Source organism: Kitasatospora sp. NPDC127067, assembly GCF_042724755.1.
GTDB lineage: Bacteria > Actinomycetota > Actinomycetes > Streptomycetales > Streptomycetaceae > Kitasatospora > Kitasatospora lactacystinica.
Window position 1 is genome coordinate 56,007 of the sequence record NZ_JBHXEM010000032.1, and the last position, 21,003, is coordinate 77,009.

Genomic DNA, 21,003 nt, shown 5'->3' on the forward strand with positions numbered 1-21,003 from the left:
GGGGCGAGCGGATGAGCGACAACGGCACGGGTTTCTTCACCTCGGTGGCGGACGCCGCCGAACAGCTGGCCGCCACCGGCTACCTGGCCTCCACGGCCGTGGCCACCACCGTCTTCCTCGCCGACCGGCTCGGCAAGCCGCTGCTGGTCGAGGGCCCGGCCGGGGTCGGCAAGACCGAACTCGCCAAGGCGGTGGCCGCGATCGGCCACGCCCGGCTGGTCCGACTCCAGTGCTACGAGGGCATCGACGAGGCCCGCGCGCTCTACGAGTGGAACCACGCCAAGCAGCTGCTGCGGATCACCGCCGGCCGCGACGAGGGCTGGCAGGAGGCCCGCACCGACATCTTCGGCGAGGAGTTCCTGCTCACCCGCCCGCTGCTCACCGCGATCCGCGGCGAGGAGCCGACGGTGCTGCTGATCGACGAGATGGACAAGGCCGACGTCGAGGTGGAGGCGCTGCTGCTGGAGGTGCTCAGCGACTTCCAGGTCACCGTCCCCGAGCTCGGCACCATCACCGCCACCCGCCGCCCCTTCGTCCTGCTCACCTCGAACGCCACCCGCGAGCTCTCCGAGGCGCTGCGCCGCCGCTGCCTCTTCCTCCACCTCGACTACCCCGAGGCCGAGTTGGAGCGCCGGATCGTCCGCCTCAAGGTGCCCGGCCTGGACGGGACGCTGGCCGATTCGCTGGTCCGGGTCGTCGGCGCGCTGCGCGCGATGGAGCTGCGCAAGGCCCCGTCCGTCGCCGAGACCATCGACTGGGCCCGCACCCTGCTCGCCCTCGGCGCCGACACCCTCGACGAGACGGTCGTCCGGGAGACCCTCGGGGTGATCCTCAAGCACCAGGACGACGTCCGCAAGGCCGCCCAGAAGCTCACCCTCGCATGACGACGCCCCCGCGGGCCGACACCGCCGCCCGCCTCACCGGCCTGGTCCGCGCCCTGCGCGGGCACGGCCTGCGGATCGGCCCGGCCGAGACGGTGGACGCCGCCGCCGTGCTGGAGGTCCTCGGTTTCGCCGACCGCGAGCAGATGCGGGCCGGTGTGGCCGCGGCCCTGCTGCGCTCGGAAGGCCAGCGGAGCGTCTTCGACGCCACCTTCGACCTGTTCTTCCCCCTCGGCGTCGGCACCCCGGAGGCCGTCCGGGCCGACCCGCCGCCCGTCCCCGACGACCCCGAGCCGCCGCGCTTCGGCCGCCCCGACCCGCTGCGCGAGCAGCTGCGCGAACGCCTGGCCGCCGCGCTGGCCGACGACGACCGCGCCGCCCAGGCCCGGCTGGCCGGCGAGGTGGTGGAGGCCTTCGGCCGGTACGGCGCCGGCGGCACCCCGGGCTCGGACGGCTGGTCCGCCCAGCAGGCGCTCGGCCGGCTCGCCCCCGAGACGCTGCTCGCCCGCGTCCTGGCCGCCCTGCGCGAGCGGCGGAGCGCCCCGGACCTCTCCGACCTGGTGCTCGCCGACGAGATCCGCCGCCGCATCCAGGACTTCCGCGCCCTGGCCGCCGGCGAGGCCCGCCGCCGGGTCGCCGAGCTGCGCGGCCCCGAGCGGATCGCCGAACGCGCCGTCGCCCCCACCGCCGACCTGGTCGACTTCCTCTACGCGGGGCGCGGCCAGGTCGCCGAACTGCGCCGCACCGTCCACCCCTTGGCCCGCAAGCTGGCCACCCGGCTGGCCGCCCGGCGCCGCCGCGCCGCCCGCGGCGAGATCGACCTGCGCCGCACCCTGCGCCGCTCGCTGAGCACCGGCGGGGTGCCGCTGCGCCCCGCGTACCGGCTGCGCCGCCCGGCCCGCCCGGAGCTGGTGCTGCTCTGCGACGTCTCCGGCTCGGTGGCGGGCTTCGCCGACTTCACCATGCTGCTGGTGCGGGCGATGAGCGAACAGTTCAGCAAGGTCCGGGTGTTCGCGTTCGTCAACCGCACCGCCGAGGTGACCGGCCTACTGCGCGGCGACGACGACCCGGCCCGCCTGGCCGCGCGGATCCTCACCGAGGCCAAGGTGACGGGCTACCACGGCAACAGCGACTACGGCGCCGCGCTCGGCGAGTTCGCCGAGCGGCACCTGGACGCCGTCGGCCCGCGCACCTGCGTGCTGGTCCTCGGCGACGCAAGGAACAACCAGCGCGACCCCAACCCGGACGCGCTGCGCCGGATCGCCGGCCGGGCCCGCCGGGTGTTCTGGCTCAACCCCGAGCAGCCCTCGCTCTGGCCGACCGGCGACTCCGCCGCCCTCGTGTACGCGGGCGTGGTGGAGATGCACTCCTGCCGCAACGCGCGCCGCCTCGGCGAGCTGATCGCCCGCCTGCTGCCGGTCTGACGCCGGTCCGGCGGTGCGGGGGCTCGACGGCGCCCGGGCCCGACGCGCCCCGGGTCTACCTCTGATCTTGGTCAGTGCTCCGGCATCAACGCCGGAGGTGATGGCCATCTCCGGCCCGGAGGCGCGGAGCGTCGAAATTTCTCTGCGCCTGCGGGGCGAAGGTCAGGCGGTCGGGCGTTGCCGACTCTCGATGTATTGGCGTACGACGGTGAACGGCGCACCACCGCATGAGCCCGCGAAGTAGGAAACGGACCAGAAGCAGCCGCCCCACAGGTAGCGGCGGACGTGGCTGTCGTACTCCCGTTGGAGTCCTCGGGAACTGGCGCCCTTGAGGCTGTTGACCAGCTTGGAGAGCTGGACCTTGGGCGGGTGGTGCACCAGCGGATGCAGGTGCTCCTGCTCGCCGTTGAACTGCTTCAACTCGGCCTCGAAGTCCGCGCATACGTCCCGCATGATTTCTTCGCAGCGGGTCGGCACGGCGTCAGTGAAGGCCCTGCGTCGGTACTTCGTGACGAAACCAAGTGGACGTGGAGGTTGTGGACGACATGGCGGCCGGTGCGCACACCGGGATTCGGATTCCATCACGGTGACATGAACCAAAATGCTACGGTGAGCGTCGTGCAGCTTCGGTACGCCTTCCGCGTGTACCCGAGCGTCGGTCAGTGTGCGTCGCTGGCGAGGTCGTTCGGGTGTGCACGGGTGGTCTTCAACGACGCGCTTCGTGTCCGCGAGGACGCCCGCGCCGCCGGGCTGCCGTTCGTCACGTCGGCCGAGCTGTCCAAGCGGCTGACGGCCTCGAAGAAGACCCCCGAGCGTGCCTGGCTCGGCGAGGTGTCCTCGGTGATCCTGCAACAGTCCTTGCGGGACCTGGACACCGCATACCGGAACTTCTTCGACGGCGTCAAGGGCAAACGGCCGAAGACCGGACCACCCCGCTTCAAGTCCCGCAGGGACAACCGGCAGGCGGTCCGCTTCACCGCCAACGCCGGATGGAGAATCACCGACGGCGGGAAGCTGCGTCTGCCGAAGATCGGCGACGTGCGGGTGAAGTGGTCGCGCTCGCTGCCGTCGGTGCCGTCCACGGTGACCGTGGTCAAGGACGCCGCCGGGCGGTACTTCGCCTCCTTCGTGGTCGAGACCGACCCGGCCGCCGACCGTGAGCGGGTGCCCGAGACCGACGCCATGGTCGGCATCGACCTCGGACTGGCCCACTTCGCGGTGCTCTCGGACGGCACGAAGATCGACAGCCCGAAGTTCCTGCGCCGCGCCGAGAAGAAGCTCAAGAAGGCGCAGCGGGTGCTCGGTCGCAAGGTGAAGGGATCGAAGAACCGGGACAGGGCCCGGATCAAGGTCGCCCGTGCGCACGCACGGGTGGCCGACGCGCGGCGCGAGTTCCATCACCGGCTCTCCACCGAGTTGATCCGCGAGAACCAAGCGGTCGCCGTGGAGGATCTGGCGGTGAAGGGACTCGCCCGCACGCGCCTGGCCAAGTCCGTGCACGACGCCGGGTGGTCGGCGTTCGTGACCATGTTGGAGTACAAGGCCGTGCGGTACGGGCGTGCCTTCCACCGGATTGGCCGCTTCGAGCCGACCTCGCAGGTGTGCTCGAACTGCGGCGTCAAGGACGGCCCTAAACCCCTCGATGTCCGGGAGTGGACCTGCGGGGCGTGCGAGGCTGTCCTGGACCGGGATATCAATGCGGCGGTCAACGTCGCCAGGGCCGCCGGACTGGCGGTGCCGGCCTGTGGAGCGCAGGTGAGACCGGTACTCGTGCCGGCGCAGCGCGGCGAAGCAGGAACCCACCCGAAGTCGTACCGGGCAACGGTGCGACAGGCGGGAATCACTCGCCTCTAGGTGGGTGAGGATGTCAATTGTCGACGTGCGCCAGGAAGTCCAGCAGCGCCGCGTTGACCTCGGCCGGGCGCTCCTGCTGCGTCCAGTGCCCGGTCTCCGGCAGCCGGACGTGCCCGTGCAGCCTGGGCACCCGGCTCAGCAGGTGGTCCAGCACCGGGCGCGGGACCATCGCGTTGACGAGGTCCTGCTCCCCCACCACGAACAGCGCCGGCACGTCGACCGTCACCCCGGTGAAGGCGGCCAGCAGTTCGGCGTTGCGGTCGAGGTTGCGGTACCAGTTGAGCCCGCCGGTGAAGGCCTTCTCGCCGTGCGGGGCGTAGTCGGCCTCGAAGGCGTCGAGGTCCGCCTCGGTGAGCCAGTCCGGCAGGCGTTCCGGCTCCGGGAGGCTGTCCAGCAGCCCCTCGCCCTCGGGGACGATCCACACGCGCGGAGTGCCGTCCGGCGACTTCGCGGACAGGATGCGGCGCAGGCTGGTCCGGACGTCCGCGGCCAGTTCGGCGTCGGCCCGGCCGGGCTCCTGGAAGTAGACCTGGTAGTAGCCCTCGCCGAAGGCCGCCCGGGCGGCCTCCAGCGGCGGCGGCCCGCCCACCGGCAGCGGCGGCACGCTCAGCCCGGCCACGGCGCGCACCAGGTCCGGCCGCAGTGCCGCGGTGGCCCAGGCCACCGGCGCGCCCCAGTCGTGCCCGACCACGACCGCCCGTTCCTCGCCGAGCGCGCCGATCAGCGCCGTCACGTCGCCGACCAGGTGCAGCAGGCTGTACTGGTCCACCCGCTCGGGCCGGTCGCTGCGGGCGAATCCGCGCTGGTCCGGCGCGACGACCCGGTAGCCGGCCTCGGCGAGCGGCGCGAACTGGTGGCGCCAGGAGTACCAGCTCTCCGGAAAGCCGTGCAGCAGCAGGACCAGCGGGCCTTCGCCCTGCTCCGCGTAGTGCAGCCGGACGCCGTTCACCTCGATCTCGCCGTGCTTGATCGCGTCGTTCAACTCGCCACTCCCCATCCGGTGAAGACATGCCGTCACTTCCGACCCTGCCCAGCCGACCGCCCGCGGAACCCCGCCGGCTCCGGGCGGTGGAAGCGGCCGAGGCCGCCCCGGAATCCCGGGACGGCCTCGGCCTGGACAGAACTGATCCGACGTCAGTTCACGGTGTAGCTGTACGGGATCGCCGCGAGCACCGAACCGGTGGTGTTCAGGACGTTGTTGGCGGTGGCCACGCCGGTCGGGCCGGACACCAGGTACAGCACGCCCTTGACGGTGCTGCCCTTCGGGCCGGTCGGGGTCAGTGTCACCTGGAGCGAGCCGGTGGCGCCGGGGGCGACGGTCACCGGGGTGGCGGCCGCGGCCGAGGCGTTCACCGAGGCGGCGTACGGGTCACCGGTGCTGGAGGTCAGCGCCGGGTCGAAGGCCTGGGTGTGCGCGGTGGCCGTGATGGTGGAGGTGCCGGCGGGCGCGGAGCCGCTGCCGAACGGGCCGATCTGCTGGACGAAGGTGCCCCAGGTGCCGGGGACGACCGGCTGCTCGGCGGTGCCGTTGTCGGTGACCACCGAGACGGTCGAGCCGTCCTGGGCCTTCTTCAGGTCGCCGAACAGGTCCGGCGAGCCGGTGGTGGCGCTCAGCTCGATCTGCGCCGGCGTCGAGGACGCCGCCACGGCCTTGAGCCGGTCGGTGCCCGGGGGCACCAGGAAGGACGGCACCGCGGAGCTGAGGCTCAGCGGCAGGCTGACGGTCGCCGAGGCGCCCTGCGGCACCAGCGCCAGGTCGACCCGGCGGTCCAGCCGGCCGTCGGCCGCGATCCGCTGGGTCGCGACGGTGTTGTTGGTGTAGTTCACCTGGACGGTGACCGGCTTGCCGGCCGCCAGCCTGGTGCGGGCGTCGTTCGGCAGACCCGCCGCGGTGGCCTGGTTCTGGTTGAACGCGACGGTGCCGGCGAAGTCCTGGGCGAGCTCCTGGCCGCTGACCGGGCCGAGCACGTTCAGGACGAACCGCCAGCGGCCGGCGGCCGGGTTGACGGCGGTGGCCGAGACGCCGTTGCCGGTGCCGGCCAGGTTGCCCTGGGCGTCGAACTGCCCGTTGCCCTCGATGTCGACCGGAGTGCCGTTCGGGCTGATCAGCGCGCCCTGCATGAGCAGCTTCGGGTCCTTGCCGACGGTCACGCCGACCCGCAGGTCCTTCTGGCCCTTCGGGACGTCGAAGGCGTACGCGAAGCTCTGCGTCGGCGAGGCGCTGCGGCCGTTGCCACCGGTGACGGTGCCGGTGAAGGTGCCCTTGCCCTGGTTGACCGGGACCAGGCTGCGCAGCACGACCGGGACGCTGGTGGTGTTGCCGTTGGAGCTGGAGACGAGGACGGCCTCGCTGGAGTCACCGCTGGTGGCCGGGGTGGTGAGCTGGACCTTGAGGGTCTTGGTCTGGCCCGGCTTGAGGTCGGTGGTGTTCGGGCTCACGGTGCCGGCCGGCACCGCGCGCTGGGTGGCGGTGCCCAGCTGGACGGCGCCGCTGTAGCCGGCCTTGCCGGCCGGGGTGTAGAGGATCGCGGTCCACTCGCCGGCCACCGGGTGCGGAACGTCCACCAGGCCGAAGTTCGCCGGGGTGGCGCCGCCCTGCGGACGGGTGTTGGTCTCGAAGCGGCCCGAGGGGTCGAGCAGCGTCATGCGGACCACCGGTCCGTTGGTGACCGGGTTGGGCGCGCCCTGCCAGGCGATCGAGGCCGCGAGGCGGTCGGCGCCGGCCGGGACGGTGAACTTGACCTGCTTCTGCACCCAGTCCGCGCCGTTGGTCGCGTACTTGAAGGTGTCCTTCGAGGACGGGTCCAGCTGGACGGTCTGCTGGTTGCCCGACTGCGGGGCGAAGCCGCGGGTCGCGGCGCTCACCGTCTGGGTGGTGTCACTGGTGTTGGTGACGGACACGTCGGCGGTGTGGGTCGAGCCGGGGGCGCCGGCGATGTCGACCTGGCCGGTGTTGACCACGACGGTCTTCGCGCCGTCGGTGCCGTCCCCGTCGTCGTAGCCGCGGGCGGCCTCGACGGCGGCGCGGACGTTCAGCAGGCCGGCGCCCTGCTCCTCGGCCGGAACGCCGAGGTCGGTGGCGGTGCCGGTGAGGAACTTCTTCACCAGCGCCGGGGCGGGCGAGTCGCCGCCGTGGGTGTCGCGGTAGGCCTGGATGACCAGGGCCGCGGCGCCGGTGACGAACGGGGCCGACTGGCTGGTGCCGCCGAACGGCTGGATCGGCGAGGGCTGGCCGTTGTAGCCCGTGCAGTCGGTGTACTTGCTGGTGTCGGGCGTGCACAGCGCCCAGTCCGACTCACCCGGGGCGACCAGGTCGACGGTCCGGCCGGCCTGGGTGAAGCCTCCCGAGGAGAGCGCGGAGATCCGGCTGTTGCTCCAGGTCCTGTTGGAGAACTGGGAGGCCGCGTAGCCGGTCTGCTGGTAGTTCTGGTTGTCGGTGGAGGCGCCGACCGCGATCACGTACGGGTCGGTGGCCGGGGTGCCGACCGTGCCGCTGATGCCGGCGTCACCGCTGGAGACGGCGACGGTGACACCGGCCTTGACGGCCTGCTCGTTGAAGAGCGAGATGGTGTCGTGCGCGCCGCTGTCCGGGGTGACGTTGCCGCCGAAGGACTCGTTCAGCACGTCGACGTGGGCGACCCGCACCGCGTAGTCGATCGACTGCAGGATCGAGGAGTTGGACATCATCTCGCCGCCGGCCTTCAGCGCGACCAGGTCGGCGTCCGGGGCGAGGCCGCGGATGCGGATGTTGCAGCCGGCCGGGAGCGGGTGCGAGGAGTTCACGAACTTGGAGACGTCGTAGACCTGGCGGCCCTGGGCGACGACCGCCGAGGCGTCGCCGAAGGCCTCGGCCGCACCGGTCGGCGCGTCCCAGCCGTCGCCCGCGAAGTCCTGGTAGTCGACCACGGCGTGCGAGCCGTCGGCCCGGATGAAGTCCGGGTTGTTGGGGTCGAGGCCGTCGGCGATGTAGGCGACCTTGACGCCCTTGCCGGTGGCCAGGTCCTCCACGCCGGGCTTGCCGTTGCCGGTGACGGCCCGGGTCGAGTAGAGGCCCTCGGGCTCCAGCAGCGGCTTGCTCGGGTCGGAGGGGCAGACCGTGTTGGTCGCGTTCTCCTCCGCCCCCTGGCCGTTACTGCCCGAAACGGCCTGCGGAGCGGCATCGGCCTTGGGCGCCTTTGCGCCGGCGGCGGCCGCGTCCTTGGCCGCCTTCGCCTTTCCGGCGGCCGCCGGGGCGACCTGGACCTGGGCGTCGGCCACCACGGTGGAGACGGCCGGGTCCGCCTGGAGCTGGGCGCGCAGGGCGGGGCTGACCGTGGCCGAGAAGGCGTTGCCGACCACGAAGCTCTTGATGTCGGTGCCGCCGGCCGCCTTGACCTTCTTCAGCAGCGGCGCCTGCGCGTCGGCGGTCTTCTGCTGCCGGGCGCCCAGGTGGCCGTGGTCGGCCGGGGCGTCCGCGATCTGGTCCTTCAGAATCACGATCACCGGCACCGGGGCCCCGTCCGCGGACGCCGCTTGGGCGTTCTGCGGGTCGGGGGCCGGGGCCGCGCTCGCCATGGTCCCGAGGCTCAGGACCATCGACGCGGCGGTGACCGTGACGGCCGCCGCCAGCTGGGTTTTCCGCCAGCCGATCATATAAATCCTCTCGTCAGATGGATAGCTGACGCATTCCAACGCACCTGAGAGGATCACGACAAGGGGGTAAATCCCCATCAGAAAGTAAAGTTGACCATCAATCAGTAAAATTCACGGAGGAAATCGGGCCGAATCATCATCTTTCAGCCGATCGGCCCTTACCGGACCCGGGGCGACTCCACCGCGGGAAGGGCGGTGGCGACTCCCTTCCCGCGCCACCGCCCGGCGAAACGACGTGCCCGGCTCCTGTCGAGGCCGCCGCCCGCCCGCCGCCCGGCCCGTCCGGCCCGGCCCGGCCCGTCCCGGTCAGTACCCGGCCAGCCGCTCCTGAGCGTCCGCCAGGTCCTCGGCGGTCGGCGCGTCGTCCTGGGTCAGCCGGTGGCGCCAGTAGCCGGTGAAGTCGACGGACGCCTTCGGCACCCCGCGTTCCTCGACCAGGTGGCGGCGCAGCGCCCGGACCGCCCCCGCCTCGCCGGCCAGCCAGGCGAACGGCCGGCCCGGCGGCAGCTCGGCGGACCGGACGGCCCCGGTCAGCACGGCGCCCGGGGCGGCGCCGTCCCGGTGCAGCCAGTGCACGTCGAGGCCCTGCGGCCCCTCCAGCGGCTGCCGCTCGGCCTCGTCCGCGACCTCGACGTACGCCACCGCCCGCACCCCGGCGGGCAGCGCCCCGACCAGCGTCGCGAGCGCCGGCAGCGCGGTCTCGTCACCGGCCAGCAGCACCCAGTCGGCCGCCGCCGCGGCCTCGGCGAACGGGACCGGCGGGGCGTACAGCGCGGAGGGGCCGACCATCCCGAGCCGGTCCCCCGGCGCGGCCCGCAGCGCCCAGGCGGCGGCCGGCCCGGTGTCGCCGTGCAGCACGAAGTCGATCTCGACCAGCCGGGTGCCGGGGCGCCGGCCGCGCAGGGTGAAGCCGCGCAGCAGCGGGCGCCGCTCCTCGGGGATCGCCAGGTAGGCCCGGTACCAGCCCGTCGGGTCGTCCTGCCGGGCGGGCAGCACCGGCTCGCGCTGGCCGGGGCGGGGGAAGCAGAGCTTGAGCTGCTGGTCGGGGGCGGTACCGACGGCGTCGGGCAGTTCCTCGGCGGCGAAGGTGATCCGGGCGGTGCGCGGCGTGATCCGGCGGACCTCGACGACCTCGACGAAGGTGACGGGCAATGTCATCGCGAAACCCCTTCGATTGGTAACCTTACGGCATAAAGAGTTGCCGCAGGGGCGATACTTTACGCCATAAGGAGATGTCGGATGACCGTCTACGCCGGACAGGGCGACGCCCATCGCTCGCTCGCCCTGCTCTGGGGTGCGCCCGCGGAACCGCGCACCGGGCGCAGCGGCCCCAAGCCGGGCCTGAGCGTGGACGCGATCGTGTCGGCCGGAATCGCGGTGGCCGACGCCGAGGGCATGGCCGCACTGTCGATGCGCGCCGTGGGCGAACGGCTCGGCCGCACCGCGATGGCCCTCTACACCTATGTGCCCGGCAAGGCCGAACTGCTCGACCTGATGCACGACCGGGTGCTCGCCGAGCTCCCGACCGAACGCCCGACCGAACGCCCCGCCGAATATCCTTCCGAACTCCCCGGTGAGCGCCCCGCCGAATACCCGTCCGGACTCCCGGACGAACTCCCCGACGGGCTCCTGGACGGACTCCCGGACGACCCCTCTGCGGCCGAGGACTGGAGGGGGGCCGTCACCGCCTGGGCCGAGAACCTGTACGCCTGCTACCTGCGTCACCCCTGGGTGCTCCAGGTCTCGCAGGCCCGCCCGGTCCTCGGCCCCGCCGAACTCGCCGCGATGGAGGCGCTGTTGCGCGCGCTGCGACCGGCCGAACTGGCTCCCCGGCGGCTGCGCGGGGCGGTCGCCGCACTCTGGCAGTTCGTCCGCGGCCTGGCCGCCACCACCGCCGACGCGCGCGGCGCGGCCGCCGCGACCGGCGTCACCGACGAGGACTGGTGGGCCGGCCGCTCCGCCCGACTGGTCGAACTCGCCCCGGACTTCACGGAACGCTTCCCCCTGCTCGTCGCCCTGCAGAGCGAGGGCGGCGGCGCCCCGGAGGACGGCCACCTGGAGGCCTTCCGCAGCGGGCTCGCCGTGTTGCTCGACGGCATCGCGGCGGAGGGCCTCCCGACGGATCCACGGTGACGCGGTCCCGGGAACCGGGAACCGGGCCGCTGCGGGCGGTGCGGTCCCCGGCCTCGGGTGCCTCCGCCCGCGGCACCGCCGCTCCGCGCCGGCCCGAAAAACCCGCTCGACGTGAAGTCGTCCTGCCCGGATGCCAACCTCTGCGTGCCCGTCGGACCGCTCACCGCCGACGACGCCTTCGTCATGCTCCGGCTGGTCGACGACCAGGCCCGGATCCCGCAGACCCCCGCGGGCCCGGCCACCCTCACCGAGGGCAGGCCCGAGACGTTCTGCACCATGTACGGCGGCACCCGGGAGTTCGTCGGGCACCGCGTCGTCGTCCGGGGCGGCCGTCCCGAGCTGATCGAGCTGACGGCCTGCCTGCGCGAGCCGTCCGACCCGACGCTGCGACAGGTACGGCAGGTGCTCGACTCCCTGCGGACCACCACCGGGAACGGCAGCACGCCGGCGAACACCCCGCGCGGCTGATCCGAGCCCCCTCGCCCCACGCTCCTCTCCCCAAGTTCCTTTTCCGAAGCTCCTTTTCCGAAGGCTGAACCGCCATGTCCCTACCCCGTCGCGCCCTGGCCGGGCTGGCGCTGCTCCTCGTGAGCTGCGCGCCCAACACCGCCGCAGGGCCCGTGCCGCCGGCCGCGGCCGTCCCCGACGCCCCGGGCGCCCCCGACGCCCCCGCGCCCGCAGCGCCCACGCCGCACCCGACCGCGGCGGCCGTGGCCGCCCGGCCCGCTCCGCCCGAACTGCCGCGCCAACTGCCCGGGGTCGGGCCCCGCCTGCTGGCGGCCGTACCCGCCGGGACGCGGCGGGCGCTGGTCGTCACCGGTGACGGCCCCGACGCCTCGACCGGCCGAGCCGTCCTCTACCGCGACGACGGCACGGGCTGGCTCGCCGGCCCGACCTGGCCTTCCCGCAACGCCCTGCACGGCTGGACCCCGGACCACCACGAGGGCGATCTGCGCTCGCCGATCGGCGTGTTCACCCTCGGCGACGCCGGCGGGCGCCTGCCCGACCCTGGCACCCGGCTGCCCTACGACCACACCGACGACTTCAGCATCTCCGGCACCGGTTTCGCGGGCGAGCCGCTCGCCGGGGCCTTCGACTACGTGGTGGCCATCGACTACAACCGCGTGCCCGGCGCCTCCCCGCTCGACCGGCGCCGCCCGCGCGGCGGGCAGTACGGCGGAGGCATCTGGCTGCACGTCGACCACGGCGGGCCCACCCACGGCTGCATCGGACTGACCCCCGACCGGATGCGCGAACTGCTCCTCGCCCTCGACCCCGCCCTGCACCCGGTGGTGGTCATGGGCGACGCCCCGGCCCTGGCCCGCTGAGGGCCGGGCGCCCGGTGCGGACCCCGTCGGCGGCGGCCGCACCGCGGTTCGCCGCCGCGCAACCGCTCCCCGCCGCCCGGCCGCGCTAGCCGTGCCGGGCGGCGGGGAGCGTCAGCAGGACACCGAGCACCACCAGGGTGGCGTACCCGGCGATCTCGTGGCCCGCCGGCACCAGGACCCGGACGAAGCCGAACAGCCGGAAGCCCTCGATCCAGGTGGACAACAGGCCCGAGGCGCCGCCGACGATCAACACCGAGCCGAGGTAGCCGAGCAGGGTCTTCATGCCCCCGAGCCTAGGAAGGCGACCCGTCGCCGGACGTCCGACTTTCGGTGCGGACCCGCGCCACCAAAGTCGTCCCTTCCGCACGGGTCCGCACGGGTCCGCACGGCTCCGGGCGGCCCCTCGGGCTCCCCGCGCGGCCGCAGAACTCCGGACGGAGCAGCAGGCCCGGCGGCCCGGCGGCGGCGCGGGTACGTTCGCCGTGTGCAGCCCAAGCGTGTGCAACAGAAGTCCCCGTACGTCACCAGGGCCGTGGCCGGCACCGCCGCCTGTGCCGCCCTGGTGCTCTCCGTCGTCGCCCCGGCGGCGCTCGCCCAGGACTCCGTCCCCGCCGTCGGCGGGGAGCGGCTCGGCCGCCCGGCCGTCCAGGTCGCGCCGCTGGCCGGGGCGCCGGCCCTGCCGTCCGAACTGACCGGCCGCTCCTGGCTGGTCGCCGACGCGGCCACCGGCGAGGTGCTCGCCGCCCGTGACGCCCACCTGCCGTTGCCCCCGGCCAGCACCCTCAAGATGCTGTTCGCGGACACCGTGCTGCCCAAGTTCGACCGGGGCCTGGAACACAAGGTCACCACGGCCGAACTCGCCAGCCTCGGCGCCGGCAGCAGCCTGGTCGGCGTCAAGGAGAACCTGGCCTACCGGGTCGAGGACCTGTGGCGGGGCGTCTTCCTCAGTTCCGGCAACGACGCCGTCCACGTCCTCTCCCACATGAACGGCGGCATCCAGCGGACCGTCACCGAGATGCAGGAGCGCGCCCGGGCCCTCCAGGCCCGGGACACCCATGTGGTCTCCCCCGACGGCTACGACATGGACGGCCAGGTCTCCTCCGCCTACGACCTCACGCTCTTCGCCCGGGCCGGGCTGCGCAACACCGACTTCCGCTCCTACTGCTCCACCCGTACCGCGAGCTTCCCCGGCGGGCTGGACAAGCTCACCGGCCGGCGCACCAGCTTCGACATCGCCAACACCGACCGGCTGCTCGGCAAGTACCCCGGCCTGATCGGCGTCAAGAACGGCTACACCACCAACGCGGGCGCCACCTTCACCGGCGCCGCCGAACGCGACGGCCGCACCCTGCTGGTGACGGTGATGCACCCCGAGGCGCAGGGCAAGGTGTACGACGAGGCCGCCAGCCTGCTCGACTGGGGCTTCGCGGCCGCCGGGAAGGTCCAGCCGGTCGGCAAACTGGTCGACGAGCCCGCCGGCCCCTCGCCCTCCCCGTCCGCCGGGGCCGAGGCCGAGGCCGTCGACCAGCTCCCGCCCTGGTCCCGCCCTCCGGTGGCCGGCGGCTCCGACTCCGGCTTCGGCGCCGCCGTCTGGACCGCCGCGGCCCTCGGCACCGCGCTCGCCGCCTGGACCACCGCCCGCACCGCCGCCCACCGCCGCGCCACGCCCGCCCGGGCCGTCCCCGTCCCCGCGTACGGCGGGGGCGGCGCGACCGCCGTCGGGGGCGCCACCGGCGTCGGTGGCCGCGGCGGCCGGCGCCGCGTGGTCCGCCACGCCCGCACGCTGGTCCGCAGCGCCCGCACCGCCAGCTTCCGCATCCGAACCCACCGCACCGGATCCGACTGACCGACGAGGAGGGTACCCGGCCGGGTTCCGGCGAACCGCCCTCTAGACTTCCGGCCATGACCACGCCCGACCCCTCCGCCGCGGACCGGCTCTCCCGGATCGTCCGGCTCTCCTCCGGGAGCTACCTGCTCGTCACCACGTACAGGAAGGACGGCACCACCGTGCCGACCCCGGTGTGGGTGGTGCGCGACGGGGAGGCGCTCGGCGTCTGGACCGTCGCGGACTCCTGGAAGGTCAAGCGGATCCGCAACCGCGCGGACGTGCTGGTCGGCCCCTGCGACGTCAAGGGCAACCCGACCGGCGAGCAGTACCCCGCCACCGCCGAGATCCTCGGCCCCGAGCGCACCGCCGCCTACCGCACGCTGCTGCGCCAGAAGTACGGCCTGCTCGGCGTGCTCACCCTGCTCGGCAGCCGGCTGCGGCGCGGCGAGCGCGGCACCGTCGGCATCCGGATCACGCTGGCGGACTGAGCTACGGGTGCGGGCCCGCCAGCACGCTGGGCAGCCCGACGAAGTTCCGACTCCGGCCCGAACCGCTCCTCCAGCCCGTCCGCCAGGGCGTTCAGCGCGGCCGCGCCGTCGCCCTGGAAGGAGGAGCCGTGCATCACCGCCAGGGTGCGCGGGCGCAGCTCGGCCAGGGAGCGCAGCGCGGCCGCAGCGGCCGTCAGGCAGGAGGTCTGACGGAACAGCCGCTCGGACTCCAGGGCCGGTTCGACCAGGTCGGCGTCGGTGACGGCGGGCCCGTTGCCGAGGTGGGTGAACAGGTCTCCGCAGAACAGGGTGCGGGTCTGCTCCTCGAACAGCACCCGTGCCTCCCAGCCGTGCGGCACGTGCGGGGTGTTGATGTTGCGCAGCCGGCGGCGCACCTGGCGCCCGCCGAGGTCCAGCACCTCGCCGTCGTCCATCGGCACCGGCGGACGGTCGGCCAGGTCGTTCAGCGAGACCAGGCAGCCCAGCGTGTTGTGCGCCACCCGCGCGTGCGGTGCCGCGGCGAGGAACTCGTTCATCGCCCCGCACTCGTCCGCCTCGACGTGCCCGAAGGTCACCCAGCGCAGCCGCTCCAGCGGCACCACCTTCCCGATCGCCTCCGAGACGACCGGGAACAGCCGGCGCATCCCGGTGTGGAAGATCAGCGGCTCCTCGGCGTCGACCAGGAACTGGTTGAAGGTGAACCCGGTGGGCGGGGCGATCTCCGGGACGAAGGTCGAGACCCGGTAGATGCGTTCGGCGATCTCGTCGATGCGTGTCTCCATGGGCCCGTTGCCTACCCGACCGCCGTGCGGCCGCCCGGCAGCGCGCGCCGGACATGCCGGGCACGTCCCCGGTTCGGCCGAGCCGCGTGCCCGCGCCCTGGCGCGTGCCCGCGGCCGGGCGCGGGGCGACGACGTGGCAGGCTGGCGGCCATGGACGAGAACGCGGCCGGGCCGCTTCCCCTGCTGGTCGTCGACGGCGCGAACGTGGTCGGGTCGGTGCCGGACGGCTGGTGGCGGGACCGGCGGGGCGCCGCCGAGCGGCTGCGGGACGGGCTGGTCGCGGTGGCCGCCCGGGGCGTGCCGGAGCTGCCCGGCCCGCTGGAGGTGGTCCTGGTGGTGGAGGGCGCGGCCCGGGGCGTCGACGGGGTGGCCGGGGTGCGGGTGGTCGCCGCGAGCGGCAGCGGGGACGACCGGATCGTGGAGCTGGTCCGCGCGGCCCGCACCGAGGACCCGGAGCGGACCTGCCTGGTGGTCACCGCCGACCGTGAACTACGCTCCCGGGTCGGCGTGTTGGGCGCCGGGGTGACCGGGCCGCGGAGTGTGCGGAGCTGACTGCTCCCAGGGGTGGCCGCCGTCCTGGCCGCTCTCCAGCAGCGGGATCAGCTCGAAGGACGCGTCGCTGAGGCCGCCGAGGGTGTAGCGGCGCGGGCCTGGGGCGGTGTGGCCGACGGCGTAGCCGGCCAGGTTCCAGGTGTACACCGGGACGTCCTCGGGGACGGGCGCGAACGGGTCGGCGCTCGACCGGTGGGCCTGCTCGTCGGTGACCACGACCACCCGGTCGTGCTCCCGGTAGTGCCGGCGGACCGCGCCGGCCGTGTCGGTGCCGCCCAGGTTGCGGAAGAGCCCCAGGGTCCGCAGCACCGAGGGTTCCGGTTCGACCGCCCGGCTGCCGGTGCCGAACTGGACCAGGTCGGCCCGCTCGGCGCGCAGGGCCAGCGCGGTGCCGAAGACGGCGGCGGTGTCCGCCCGGTTCAGCTGGGTCCGGGCCGACGGCAGGTCGAACATCGAGGACGAGCGGTCCACCAGCACCAGGGTGCGGCCGGGCAGCACGGGCACCCCGGCCAGCGAGTGCCCGAGGGCGGTCTCCAGGGGCTCGGACCAGCGTGACGAGCGGGTGGCGCGGTGGGCGGCGAGGAAGCGGAACGGGAACTGCCGGGAGCGCCGGACCTCCTCCGGGTCGGCGATCCGGCCGGCCGCCCGGGCCGCCGGCTCGTCGCCGACGCCGGCCTGGTCGAAGTTGCGGAGGTTGCGCACCAGCGCCATCGGGCCCATCGAGGGGATGACGGCCTCCCAGGCGGCGGCGTCCAGCGGGCCCTGCAGCCAGCCGGCCAGGGCCTCCCAGGTCATCCCGGCCTCGGCGAGGCGCTGCGCGCCGCCGGGCTCGGTGACCAGCGCCCTGCGGTCGGCCGGCGGGACGCCGAGCAGTTCGTGGTGGGCGCTCAGCAGGCGCTGGTCGGCGGGCGGCAGGGCGCGGTCCGGGCGGTGGCGGCGGTCCAGGGCGTACCGGAACAGCGCGCCCTGCCAGGGCTTGTCCGGGTCGGGCGCGGGGTGGGTGAGCTCCAGGACGTCGCCGAAGCGGAAGGCGCGCGAGGGCGTGTCGTACTTCAGCAGCGCGCGGCCGGTGTAGAGCCGGCGGACCGCGTCGCCGATGCCGCGGCGCAGCGGCTGGGGCAGCCGACGGCCGTACCGGCCGGTCCAGTGCGCCAGCAACTCGCCCGGCTCGTCGGGGCGTTGGAGCACCGCGTCGACGGCCTGCCGGGAGTACCCGGCGGCGCCGGCCGCCGACCGGGCGTGGACGAATTCGACGGCCCCGACCAGGGCGGCGGTCCGGACGCGGAACCCGGTGCGCAGCCAGCGCAGCAGCCCGAGGGTCCACTCGGGGTCGCTCACGGCGTGCTCGCGGATCAGCCGCACGTACCGCTCGTCGCGTTCGACGGCCGACTCGTAGAAGCTCTCCTGGCCGAACAGGTGGGAGACGGCGAGGAGGAACAGCTCCTCCTTCGGCTCCCGGAGGTAGCCGGTGCCGCCCTGGTGGTTGGTGACCGCCGTTCCCGGGGCGGCCGCCGTCTCCGGGGCGGCCGCGGTGCGCCGGAGGACCGGCGGCGGCGCCGAGCGCAGGTGCTGGACCTCCGGGATCGGCCACTGGCCGTGGGTGGAGAGCGGGGAGGACACCCCCCGTGCGGTGAGTCCCGGTAGTTCTCGCTGGATCTCGGCCCTGGTGGCGGCCTTGGTCCGTTGGCGGTTGAACCGGGTCATGCAGAGGTCCCCCTGGTGGGTGGTCGGGCCGGAGCGGGAGGGGAAGGGCGAGGCGGGGCCCGCGGGACGGGCGCGGGCGCGGGCCGAAACCGGCGCGTGCCGGGACGGGCGCCTCCCGGGATCAGAATCGGCACCGGTGTCACTTGATGGTTTTCGAAAAGGAAGTAACCGGGGCCAGGCGCATCGGGAGGCGCCGTCCCGGACGCTACCCGGTCGGGCCGCGGCTCGTCATCCGATTATTCGCGCCTCGATTTCGGACCGTACGGGAACCGTTCCGCGGTCGTGTCCGACTGCTGGGAGGTGAGTGCGAAGTCGCCGGGTGTCCGGCCGTTGAGTGTGCTGGTGGGGTTCCTCCTGCTGCTGGTGGTGGTGTTCGTGGTGGCCTACGGGGTGGGTCGGCAGGTGGGGCCGGTGGCGCCCGGGCTGCGGCCGAGCGGCGGGGGCGGGGCGTCCCCCGGAATGGGCGGGCACGACATGGGCGGGATGCGGTGAGCGCCGTCGCCGAGCCCGTGGTCGCCACCGATCTGGCGGTCGGCGGGATGACCTGCGCCGCCTGCGTGGGCCGGGTGGAGAAGCGGCTGGCCCGGATCGACGGGGTGACGGCCGGGGTGAACCTGGCGACCGGGCGGGCCCGGGTGCTGCACCCGGCCGGGATCCCGGTCGCGGAGCTGGTGGCGGCGGTCGAACGGGCGGGCTACACCGCCGAGCCGCTGCCCGCGGGGGCTCCGGTCGGGATGGCGGCCGAGGAGCCGGACGAGCGGTGGCGGCTGCTGGTCACCGCCCTGCTGGCCGTCCCGGTGCTGGTGCTGTCGATGGTGCCGTCGGCGCAGTTCACCGCCTGGCAGTGGGTCTGCTTCGCGCTCGCCGTCCCGGTGGTGACCTGGGGGTCGGCCGGTTTCCACCGCCGGGCCCTGCGGGGGCTGCGGCACGCGGCGGCGACCATGGACACCCTGGTCAGTCTGGGTGTGGTGGCCTCCTTCGGATGGTCGGCGTACGCGCTGTTCCTCGGCGGGGCCGGCGATCCGGACATGCGGATGCCGTTCTCGCTGACCGCCGACGGCGGCGGCACCGCGCACGTGTACCTGGAGGCGGCGGTCGGCGTACCGCTGTTCGTGCTGGCCGGGCGACTGCTGGAGGGCCGGGTGCGTCGGCGCAGCGGATCCGCGCTGCGGGCGCTGGCCGAGCTGGGCGCCAAGCAGGTGTGCCTGCGCGGGGCGGACGGCGAGGAGCGCCTGGTGCCGATCGAACTGCTGCTGCCCGGGCAGGAGTTCGTGGTGCGGCCGGGCGAGCGGGTGGCCACCGACGGGGTGGTGGTCGAAGGGGGTTCGGCGCTCGACCTGAGCCTGCTGACCGGGGAGAGCGTGCCGGTCGAGGTCGGCCCGGGCGCCGTGGTGGCGGGTGCGACGGTCAACGTGGGCGGCGCCCTGGTGGTCCGGGCCACGGCCGTCGGCGCGGACACCCAACTGGCCCGGATCACCGCGCTGGTGGCGCAGGCCCAGGCCGGCAAGGCGCGGGCGCAGCGGCTGGCGGACGCGGTGGCCGGGGTGTTCGTGCCCTGCGTGCTGGCGATCGCGGCGAGCGTGCTGGGCTTCTGGCTGGGCGCGGGCGCGGCCCCGCAGGCGGCGGTGACGGCGGCGGTCGCGGTGCTGGTGGTTGCCTGCCCGTGCGCGCTCGGACTGGCCACGCCGACGGCGCTGCTGGCGGCGACCGGGCGGGGCACGGAACTGGGCGTGCTGGTGCGCGGCCCGGAGGTGCTGGAGAGCCTGCGCCGGGTGGACACGGTGGTGATGGACAAGACCGGGACACTGACCACCGGACGGATGGAGCTGGCGGCCGTCACCACCGCCGACGGCCTCGCGCAGGACGAGGCCCTGCGGCTGGCCGGCGCGGTCGAGCACCGCTCCGAGCACCCGATCGGCCGGGCCGTCGCGGCGGCGGCCCGGGAGCGCTGCGGGCCGCCGGCGGCCGTGGACGGCTTCGCGGCCACCACCGGGCTCGGGGTGTCCGGGACGGTCGAGGGCCGGGCCGTGCGGGTGGTGCGGCCGGACGACTCCGTCCTGCCGCCGGCCCTGGCCGAGGCGGCCGCACAGGCCGCGAAGGAGGGCCGTACGGCCGTCGCGGTCGAGCTGGACGGGCGGCCGGCGGCCGTCCTGGTGGTCGGCGACACCCTGCGATCGGGCAGCTGGCGGGCGCTCCACCGGCTGCGCGGGCTGGGCCTGGAGACCGTCCTGCTGACCGGGGACGGCCCGGGCGCCGCGCGGGCGGTGGCGGCCGAGCTGGGCATCGAGCGGGTGCACGCCTCGGCCTCCCCCGAGCGCAAGGCCGAGGTGGTGGCCGAACTGCGCGCCGCCGGACGGACGGTGGCGGTGGTCGGCGACGGTGTCAACGACGCGGTGGCCCTGGCCTCGGCGGACCTCGGGGTGGCGCTGGCCTCCGGCAGCGACGCCGCGATCGGCGCGGCCGGGCTGACCCTGGTCCGCGGCGACATCGAGGCGGTGGTGGACGCCGTACGGCTGGCGCGGCAGACCCTGGCGACCATCCGGGCCAACCTGCTCTGGGCCTTCGGCTACAACCTGGTGCTGATCCCGCTGGCGGCGGTCGGGCTGCTCAACCCGATGCTGGCGGCGGTCGCGATGTCGCTCAGCTCGCTGCTCGTGGTGGGCAACAGCCTGCGGCTGCGCACCTGGGAGCCGGGGCGGGGACAGCGCCGGGGAGGACGGCGGTGAGGGGCGTGAAGGACAGGAAGGGCGTGACGGGTGTGAGGGGCGTGACGGGTGTGAGGGGCGTGACGGGCGTGACGGGCGTGACGGGGAGGGCCGCGGCGAGGGCCGCCGGGCGTCTCGCGGTGGCCGGCCCGCCGGTCGGCGCGGCGGCCCTGGCCCTGGTCCTGCTCACCGGGTGGACGGCGGTCGGCGGGGCCGGCCGCGCCCTCCCGGTGACGGCCGAACCGGGCTGGGTGCTGCTGCCGACGGCGGGTGCGGCCACCGCCACGGCGGCCTTCTTCACGGTCCGCAATCCGGGCGACGTCCCCGACGAACTGACCGGCGCCTCCTGGGAGTTCGGCGGCCGGATCACGCTGAAGCGGCACCTGCACCAGGGCGCGGCGGGCCGCTGGGAGCCGGCCTCGGCGCTGCCGGTGCCGGGCCGCGGCGAACTGCGGATGACCCCGGAGGACGCGGACCTGATGATCGCCGAGCCGCCGCCGCTGCGGGCCGGCCAGTGGGTGGAGTTCACCCTCGCCTTCCGGCACAGTCCGCCGCTGCGGCTCGCCGCCCAGGTCCTGCCCGCGGCCGAACGACCGCGCTGACCGTCCCCGAAGGCCCCTGGGGCCCGAAGCCCGACGGCTTCGGGCCCCAGGGTCCGGGGCGGCGATCCGGGAAGGACGCTCGGCGCCGGC

18 protein-coding genes and 1 pseudogene are annotated in these 21,003 nt (G+C 74.5%); 12 read left to right on the forward strand and 7 right to left on the reverse strand.

The features are described 5' to 3' along the window. The first annotated feature begins 11 nt into the window (after positions 1 to 11). On the forward strand, positions 12 to 884 hold the full coding sequence (locus ACFWJ4_RS16210) for a MoxR family ATPase (RefSeq protein ID WP_359900970.1): 873 nt from the start codon (positions 12 to 14) through the stop codon (positions 882 to 884). After that, positions 881 to 2,305: a VWA domain-containing protein gene (locus ACFWJ4_RS16215; protein WP_380544170.1), complete on the forward strand. Its 1,425-nt coding sequence runs from the start codon at positions 881 to 883 to the stop codon at positions 2,303 to 2,305. The genes ACFWJ4_RS16210 and ACFWJ4_RS16215 overlap by 4 nt, the downstream gene beginning before the upstream one ends. 162 nt (positions 2,306 to 2,467) lie before the next feature. Here ACFWJ4_RS16215 and tnpA read toward each other — a convergent pair. Further along, positions 2,468 to 2,868: pseudogene (gene tnpA / locus ACFWJ4_RS16220) on the reverse strand (IS200/IS605 family transposase). A 55-nt stretch (positions 2,869 to 2,923) separates the two neighbouring features. Between tnpA and ACFWJ4_RS16225 the strand changes: the two are divergent. Continuing rightward, positions 2,924 to 4,159: an RNA-guided endonuclease InsQ/TnpB family protein gene (locus tag ACFWJ4_RS16225; protein WP_380544219.1), complete on the forward strand. Its 1,236-nt coding sequence runs from the start codon at positions 2,924 to 2,926 to the stop codon at positions 4,157 to 4,159. Between the two features lie 13 nt (positions 4,160 to 4,172). Here the strand turns inward: ACFWJ4_RS16225 and ACFWJ4_RS16230 are convergent, their stop codons facing one another. The 3 genes from ACFWJ4_RS16230 to ACFWJ4_RS16240 all read right to left on the reverse strand — a co-directional run bounded on the left by ACFWJ4_RS16230 (position 4,173) and on the right by ACFWJ4_RS16240 (position 9,949). Further along, complete coding sequence (locus ACFWJ4_RS16230) at positions 4,173 to 5,141, reverse strand: alpha/beta fold hydrolase (RefSeq protein WP_380544173.1); 969 nt, start codon at positions 5,139 to 5,141, stop codon at positions 4,173 to 4,175. A 152-nt stretch (positions 5,142 to 5,293) separates the two neighbouring features. Next, the gene (locus ACFWJ4_RS16235; protein WP_380544175.1) at positions 5,294 to 8,791 is read right to left on the reverse strand and encodes a S8 family serine peptidase; all 3,498 of its coding nucleotides are present in this window, start codon (positions 8,789 to 8,791) and stop codon (positions 5,294 to 5,296) included. A 306-nt stretch (positions 8,792 to 9,097) separates the two neighbouring features. Continuing rightward, the gene (locus tag ACFWJ4_RS16240) at positions 9,098 to 9,949 is read right to left on the reverse strand and encodes a siderophore-interacting protein (RefSeq protein ID WP_380544178.1); all 852 of its coding nucleotides are present in this window, start codon (positions 9,947 to 9,949) and stop codon (positions 9,098 to 9,100) included. An 81-nt stretch (positions 9,950 to 10,030) separates the two neighbouring features. On the opposite strand from ACFWJ4_RS16240, the gene ACFWJ4_RS16245 reads away from it, so the two are divergent. The 3 genes from ACFWJ4_RS16245 (at position 10,031) to ACFWJ4_RS16255 (ending at position 12,252) form a co-directional block, all read left to right on the forward strand. Continuing rightward, a complete protein-coding gene (locus ACFWJ4_RS16245) occupies positions 10,031 to 10,924 on the forward strand; it encodes a TetR/AcrR family transcriptional regulator (RefSeq protein ID WP_380544181.1) in 894 nt (297 codons plus the stop codon). Positions 10,925 to 11,068: 144 nt separating this feature from the next. Next, positions 11,069 to 11,392: a hypothetical protein gene (locus tag ACFWJ4_RS16250; RefSeq protein ID WP_380544183.1), complete on the forward strand. Its 324-nt coding sequence runs from the start codon at positions 11,069 to 11,071 to the stop codon at positions 11,390 to 11,392. A 74-nt stretch (positions 11,393 to 11,466) separates the two neighbouring features. Continuing rightward, a complete protein-coding gene (locus tag ACFWJ4_RS16255; RefSeq protein ID WP_380544186.1) occupies positions 11,467 to 12,252 on the forward strand; it encodes a L,D-transpeptidase family protein in 786 nt (261 codons plus the stop codon). 85 nt (positions 12,253 to 12,337) lie between these two features. Here ACFWJ4_RS16255 and ACFWJ4_RS16260 read toward each other — a convergent pair whose 3' ends face one another. Further along, positions 12,338 to 12,535 carry a hypothetical protein gene (locus ACFWJ4_RS16260; RefSeq protein ID WP_380544189.1) on the reverse strand — a complete coding sequence of 66 codons (198 nt, stop codon included), beginning with the start codon at positions 12,533 to 12,535 and terminating at the stop codon, positions 12,338 to 12,340. Positions 12,536 to 12,736: 201 nt separating this feature from the next. On the opposite strand from ACFWJ4_RS16260, the gene ACFWJ4_RS16265 reads away from it, so the two are divergent. Continuing rightward, positions 12,737 to 14,098, forward strand: coding sequence for a D-alanyl-D-alanine carboxypeptidase family protein (locus ACFWJ4_RS16265; RefSeq protein WP_380544192.1), 1,362 nt, complete (start codon positions 12,737 to 12,739; stop codon positions 14,096 to 14,098). A 56-nt stretch (positions 14,099 to 14,154) separates the two neighbouring features. Next, on the forward strand, positions 14,155 to 14,568 hold the full coding sequence (locus ACFWJ4_RS16270) for a PPOX class F420-dependent oxidoreductase (RefSeq protein WP_380544195.1): 414 nt from the start codon (positions 14,155 to 14,157) through the stop codon (positions 14,566 to 14,568). On the opposite strand, the gene ACFWJ4_RS16275 is transcribed toward ACFWJ4_RS16270, so the two are convergent. Further along, on the reverse strand, positions 14,451 to 15,350 hold the full coding sequence (locus ACFWJ4_RS16275) for an MBL fold metallo-hydrolase (RefSeq protein WP_380544198.1): 900 nt from the start codon (positions 15,348 to 15,350) through the stop codon (positions 14,451 to 14,453). The two genes, ACFWJ4_RS16270 and ACFWJ4_RS16275, sit on opposite strands and share 118 nt — an antisense overlap. 150 nt (positions 15,351 to 15,500) lie before the next feature. Between ACFWJ4_RS16275 and ACFWJ4_RS16280 the strand changes: the two genes are divergently transcribed. Continuing rightward, positions 15,501 to 15,902, forward strand: coding sequence for an NTP pyrophosphohydrolase (locus ACFWJ4_RS16280; RefSeq protein ID WP_380544201.1), 402 nt, complete (start codon positions 15,501 to 15,503; stop codon positions 15,900 to 15,902). Here the strand turns inward: ACFWJ4_RS16280 and ACFWJ4_RS16285 are convergent. Continuing rightward, positions 15,840 to 17,606: a TROVE domain-containing protein gene (locus ACFWJ4_RS16285; protein ID WP_380544204.1), complete on the reverse strand. Its 1,767-nt coding sequence runs from the start codon at positions 17,604 to 17,606 to the stop codon at positions 15,840 to 15,842. The genes ACFWJ4_RS16280 and ACFWJ4_RS16285 overlap by 63 nt on opposite strands. A gap of 330 nt (positions 17,607 to 17,936) precedes the next feature. Here ACFWJ4_RS16285 and ACFWJ4_RS16290 point away from each other — a divergent pair, with 330 nt between their 5' ends. Genes ACFWJ4_RS16290 through ACFWJ4_RS16300 form a run of 3 tightly spaced genes read left to right on the forward strand, consistent with a single transcriptional unit; the run spans position 17,937 to position 20,913 of the window. Continuing rightward, positions 17,937 to 18,098 carry a hypothetical protein gene (locus tag ACFWJ4_RS16290; protein WP_380544207.1) on the forward strand — a complete coding sequence of 54 codons (162 nt, stop codon included), beginning with the start codon at positions 17,937 to 17,939 and terminating at the stop codon, positions 18,096 to 18,098. Further along, on the forward strand, positions 18,095 to 20,332 hold the full coding sequence (locus tag ACFWJ4_RS16295; protein WP_380544210.1) for a heavy metal translocating P-type ATPase: 2,238 nt from the start codon (positions 18,095 to 18,097) through the stop codon (positions 20,330 to 20,332). The genes ACFWJ4_RS16290 and ACFWJ4_RS16295 overlap by 4 nt, the downstream gene beginning before the upstream one ends. Positions 20,333 to 20,391: 59 nt before the next feature. Continuing rightward, a complete protein-coding gene (locus ACFWJ4_RS16300; RefSeq protein WP_380544213.1) occupies positions 20,392 to 20,913 on the forward strand; it encodes a copper chaperone PCu(A)C in 522 nt (173 codons plus the stop codon). Positions 20,914 to 21,003 lie beyond the last annotated feature (90 nt).

Coding starts and splice junctions, on each gene's coding strand:
- ACFWJ4_RS16210 (WP_359900970.1), top strand. CDS start 12: ATGAGCGACAACGGCACGGGTTTCTTCACCTCGGTGGCGGACGCCGCC.
- ACFWJ4_RS16215 (WP_380544170.1), top strand. CDS start 881: ATGACGACGCCCCCGCGGGCCGACACCGCCGCCCGCCTCACCGGCCTG.
- ACFWJ4_RS16235 (WP_380544175.1), bottom strand. CDS start 8,791: ATGATCGGCTGGCGGAAAACCCAGCTGGCGGCGGCCGTCACGGTCACC.
- ACFWJ4_RS16240 (WP_380544178.1), bottom strand. CDS start 9,949: ATGACATTGCCCGTCACCTTCGTCGAGGTCGTCGAGGTCCGCCGGATC.
- ACFWJ4_RS16245 (WP_380544181.1), top strand. CDS start 10,031: ATGACCGTCTACGCCGGACAGGGCGACGCCCATCGCTCGCTCGCCCTG.
- ACFWJ4_RS16255 (WP_380544186.1), top strand. CDS start 11,467: ATGTCCCTACCCCGTCGCGCCCTGGCCGGGCTGGCGCTGCTCCTCGTG.
- ACFWJ4_RS16260 (WP_380544189.1), bottom strand. CDS start 12,535: ATGAAGACCCTGCTCGGCTACCTCGGCTCGGTGTTGATCGTCGGCGGC.
- ACFWJ4_RS16270 (WP_380544195.1), top strand. CDS start 14,155: ATGACCACGCCCGACCCCTCCGCCGCGGACCGGCTCTCCCGGATCGTC.
- ACFWJ4_RS16275 (WP_380544198.1), bottom strand. CDS start 15,350: ATGGAGACACGCATCGACGAGATCGCCGAACGCATCTACCGGGTCTCG.
- ACFWJ4_RS16280 (WP_380544201.1), top strand. CDS start 15,501: ATGGACGAGAACGCGGCCGGGCCGCTTCCCCTGCTGGTCGTCGACGGC.
- ACFWJ4_RS16285 (WP_380544204.1), bottom strand. CDS start 17,606: ATGACCCGGTTCAACCGCCAACGGACCAAGGCCGCCACCAGGGCCGAG.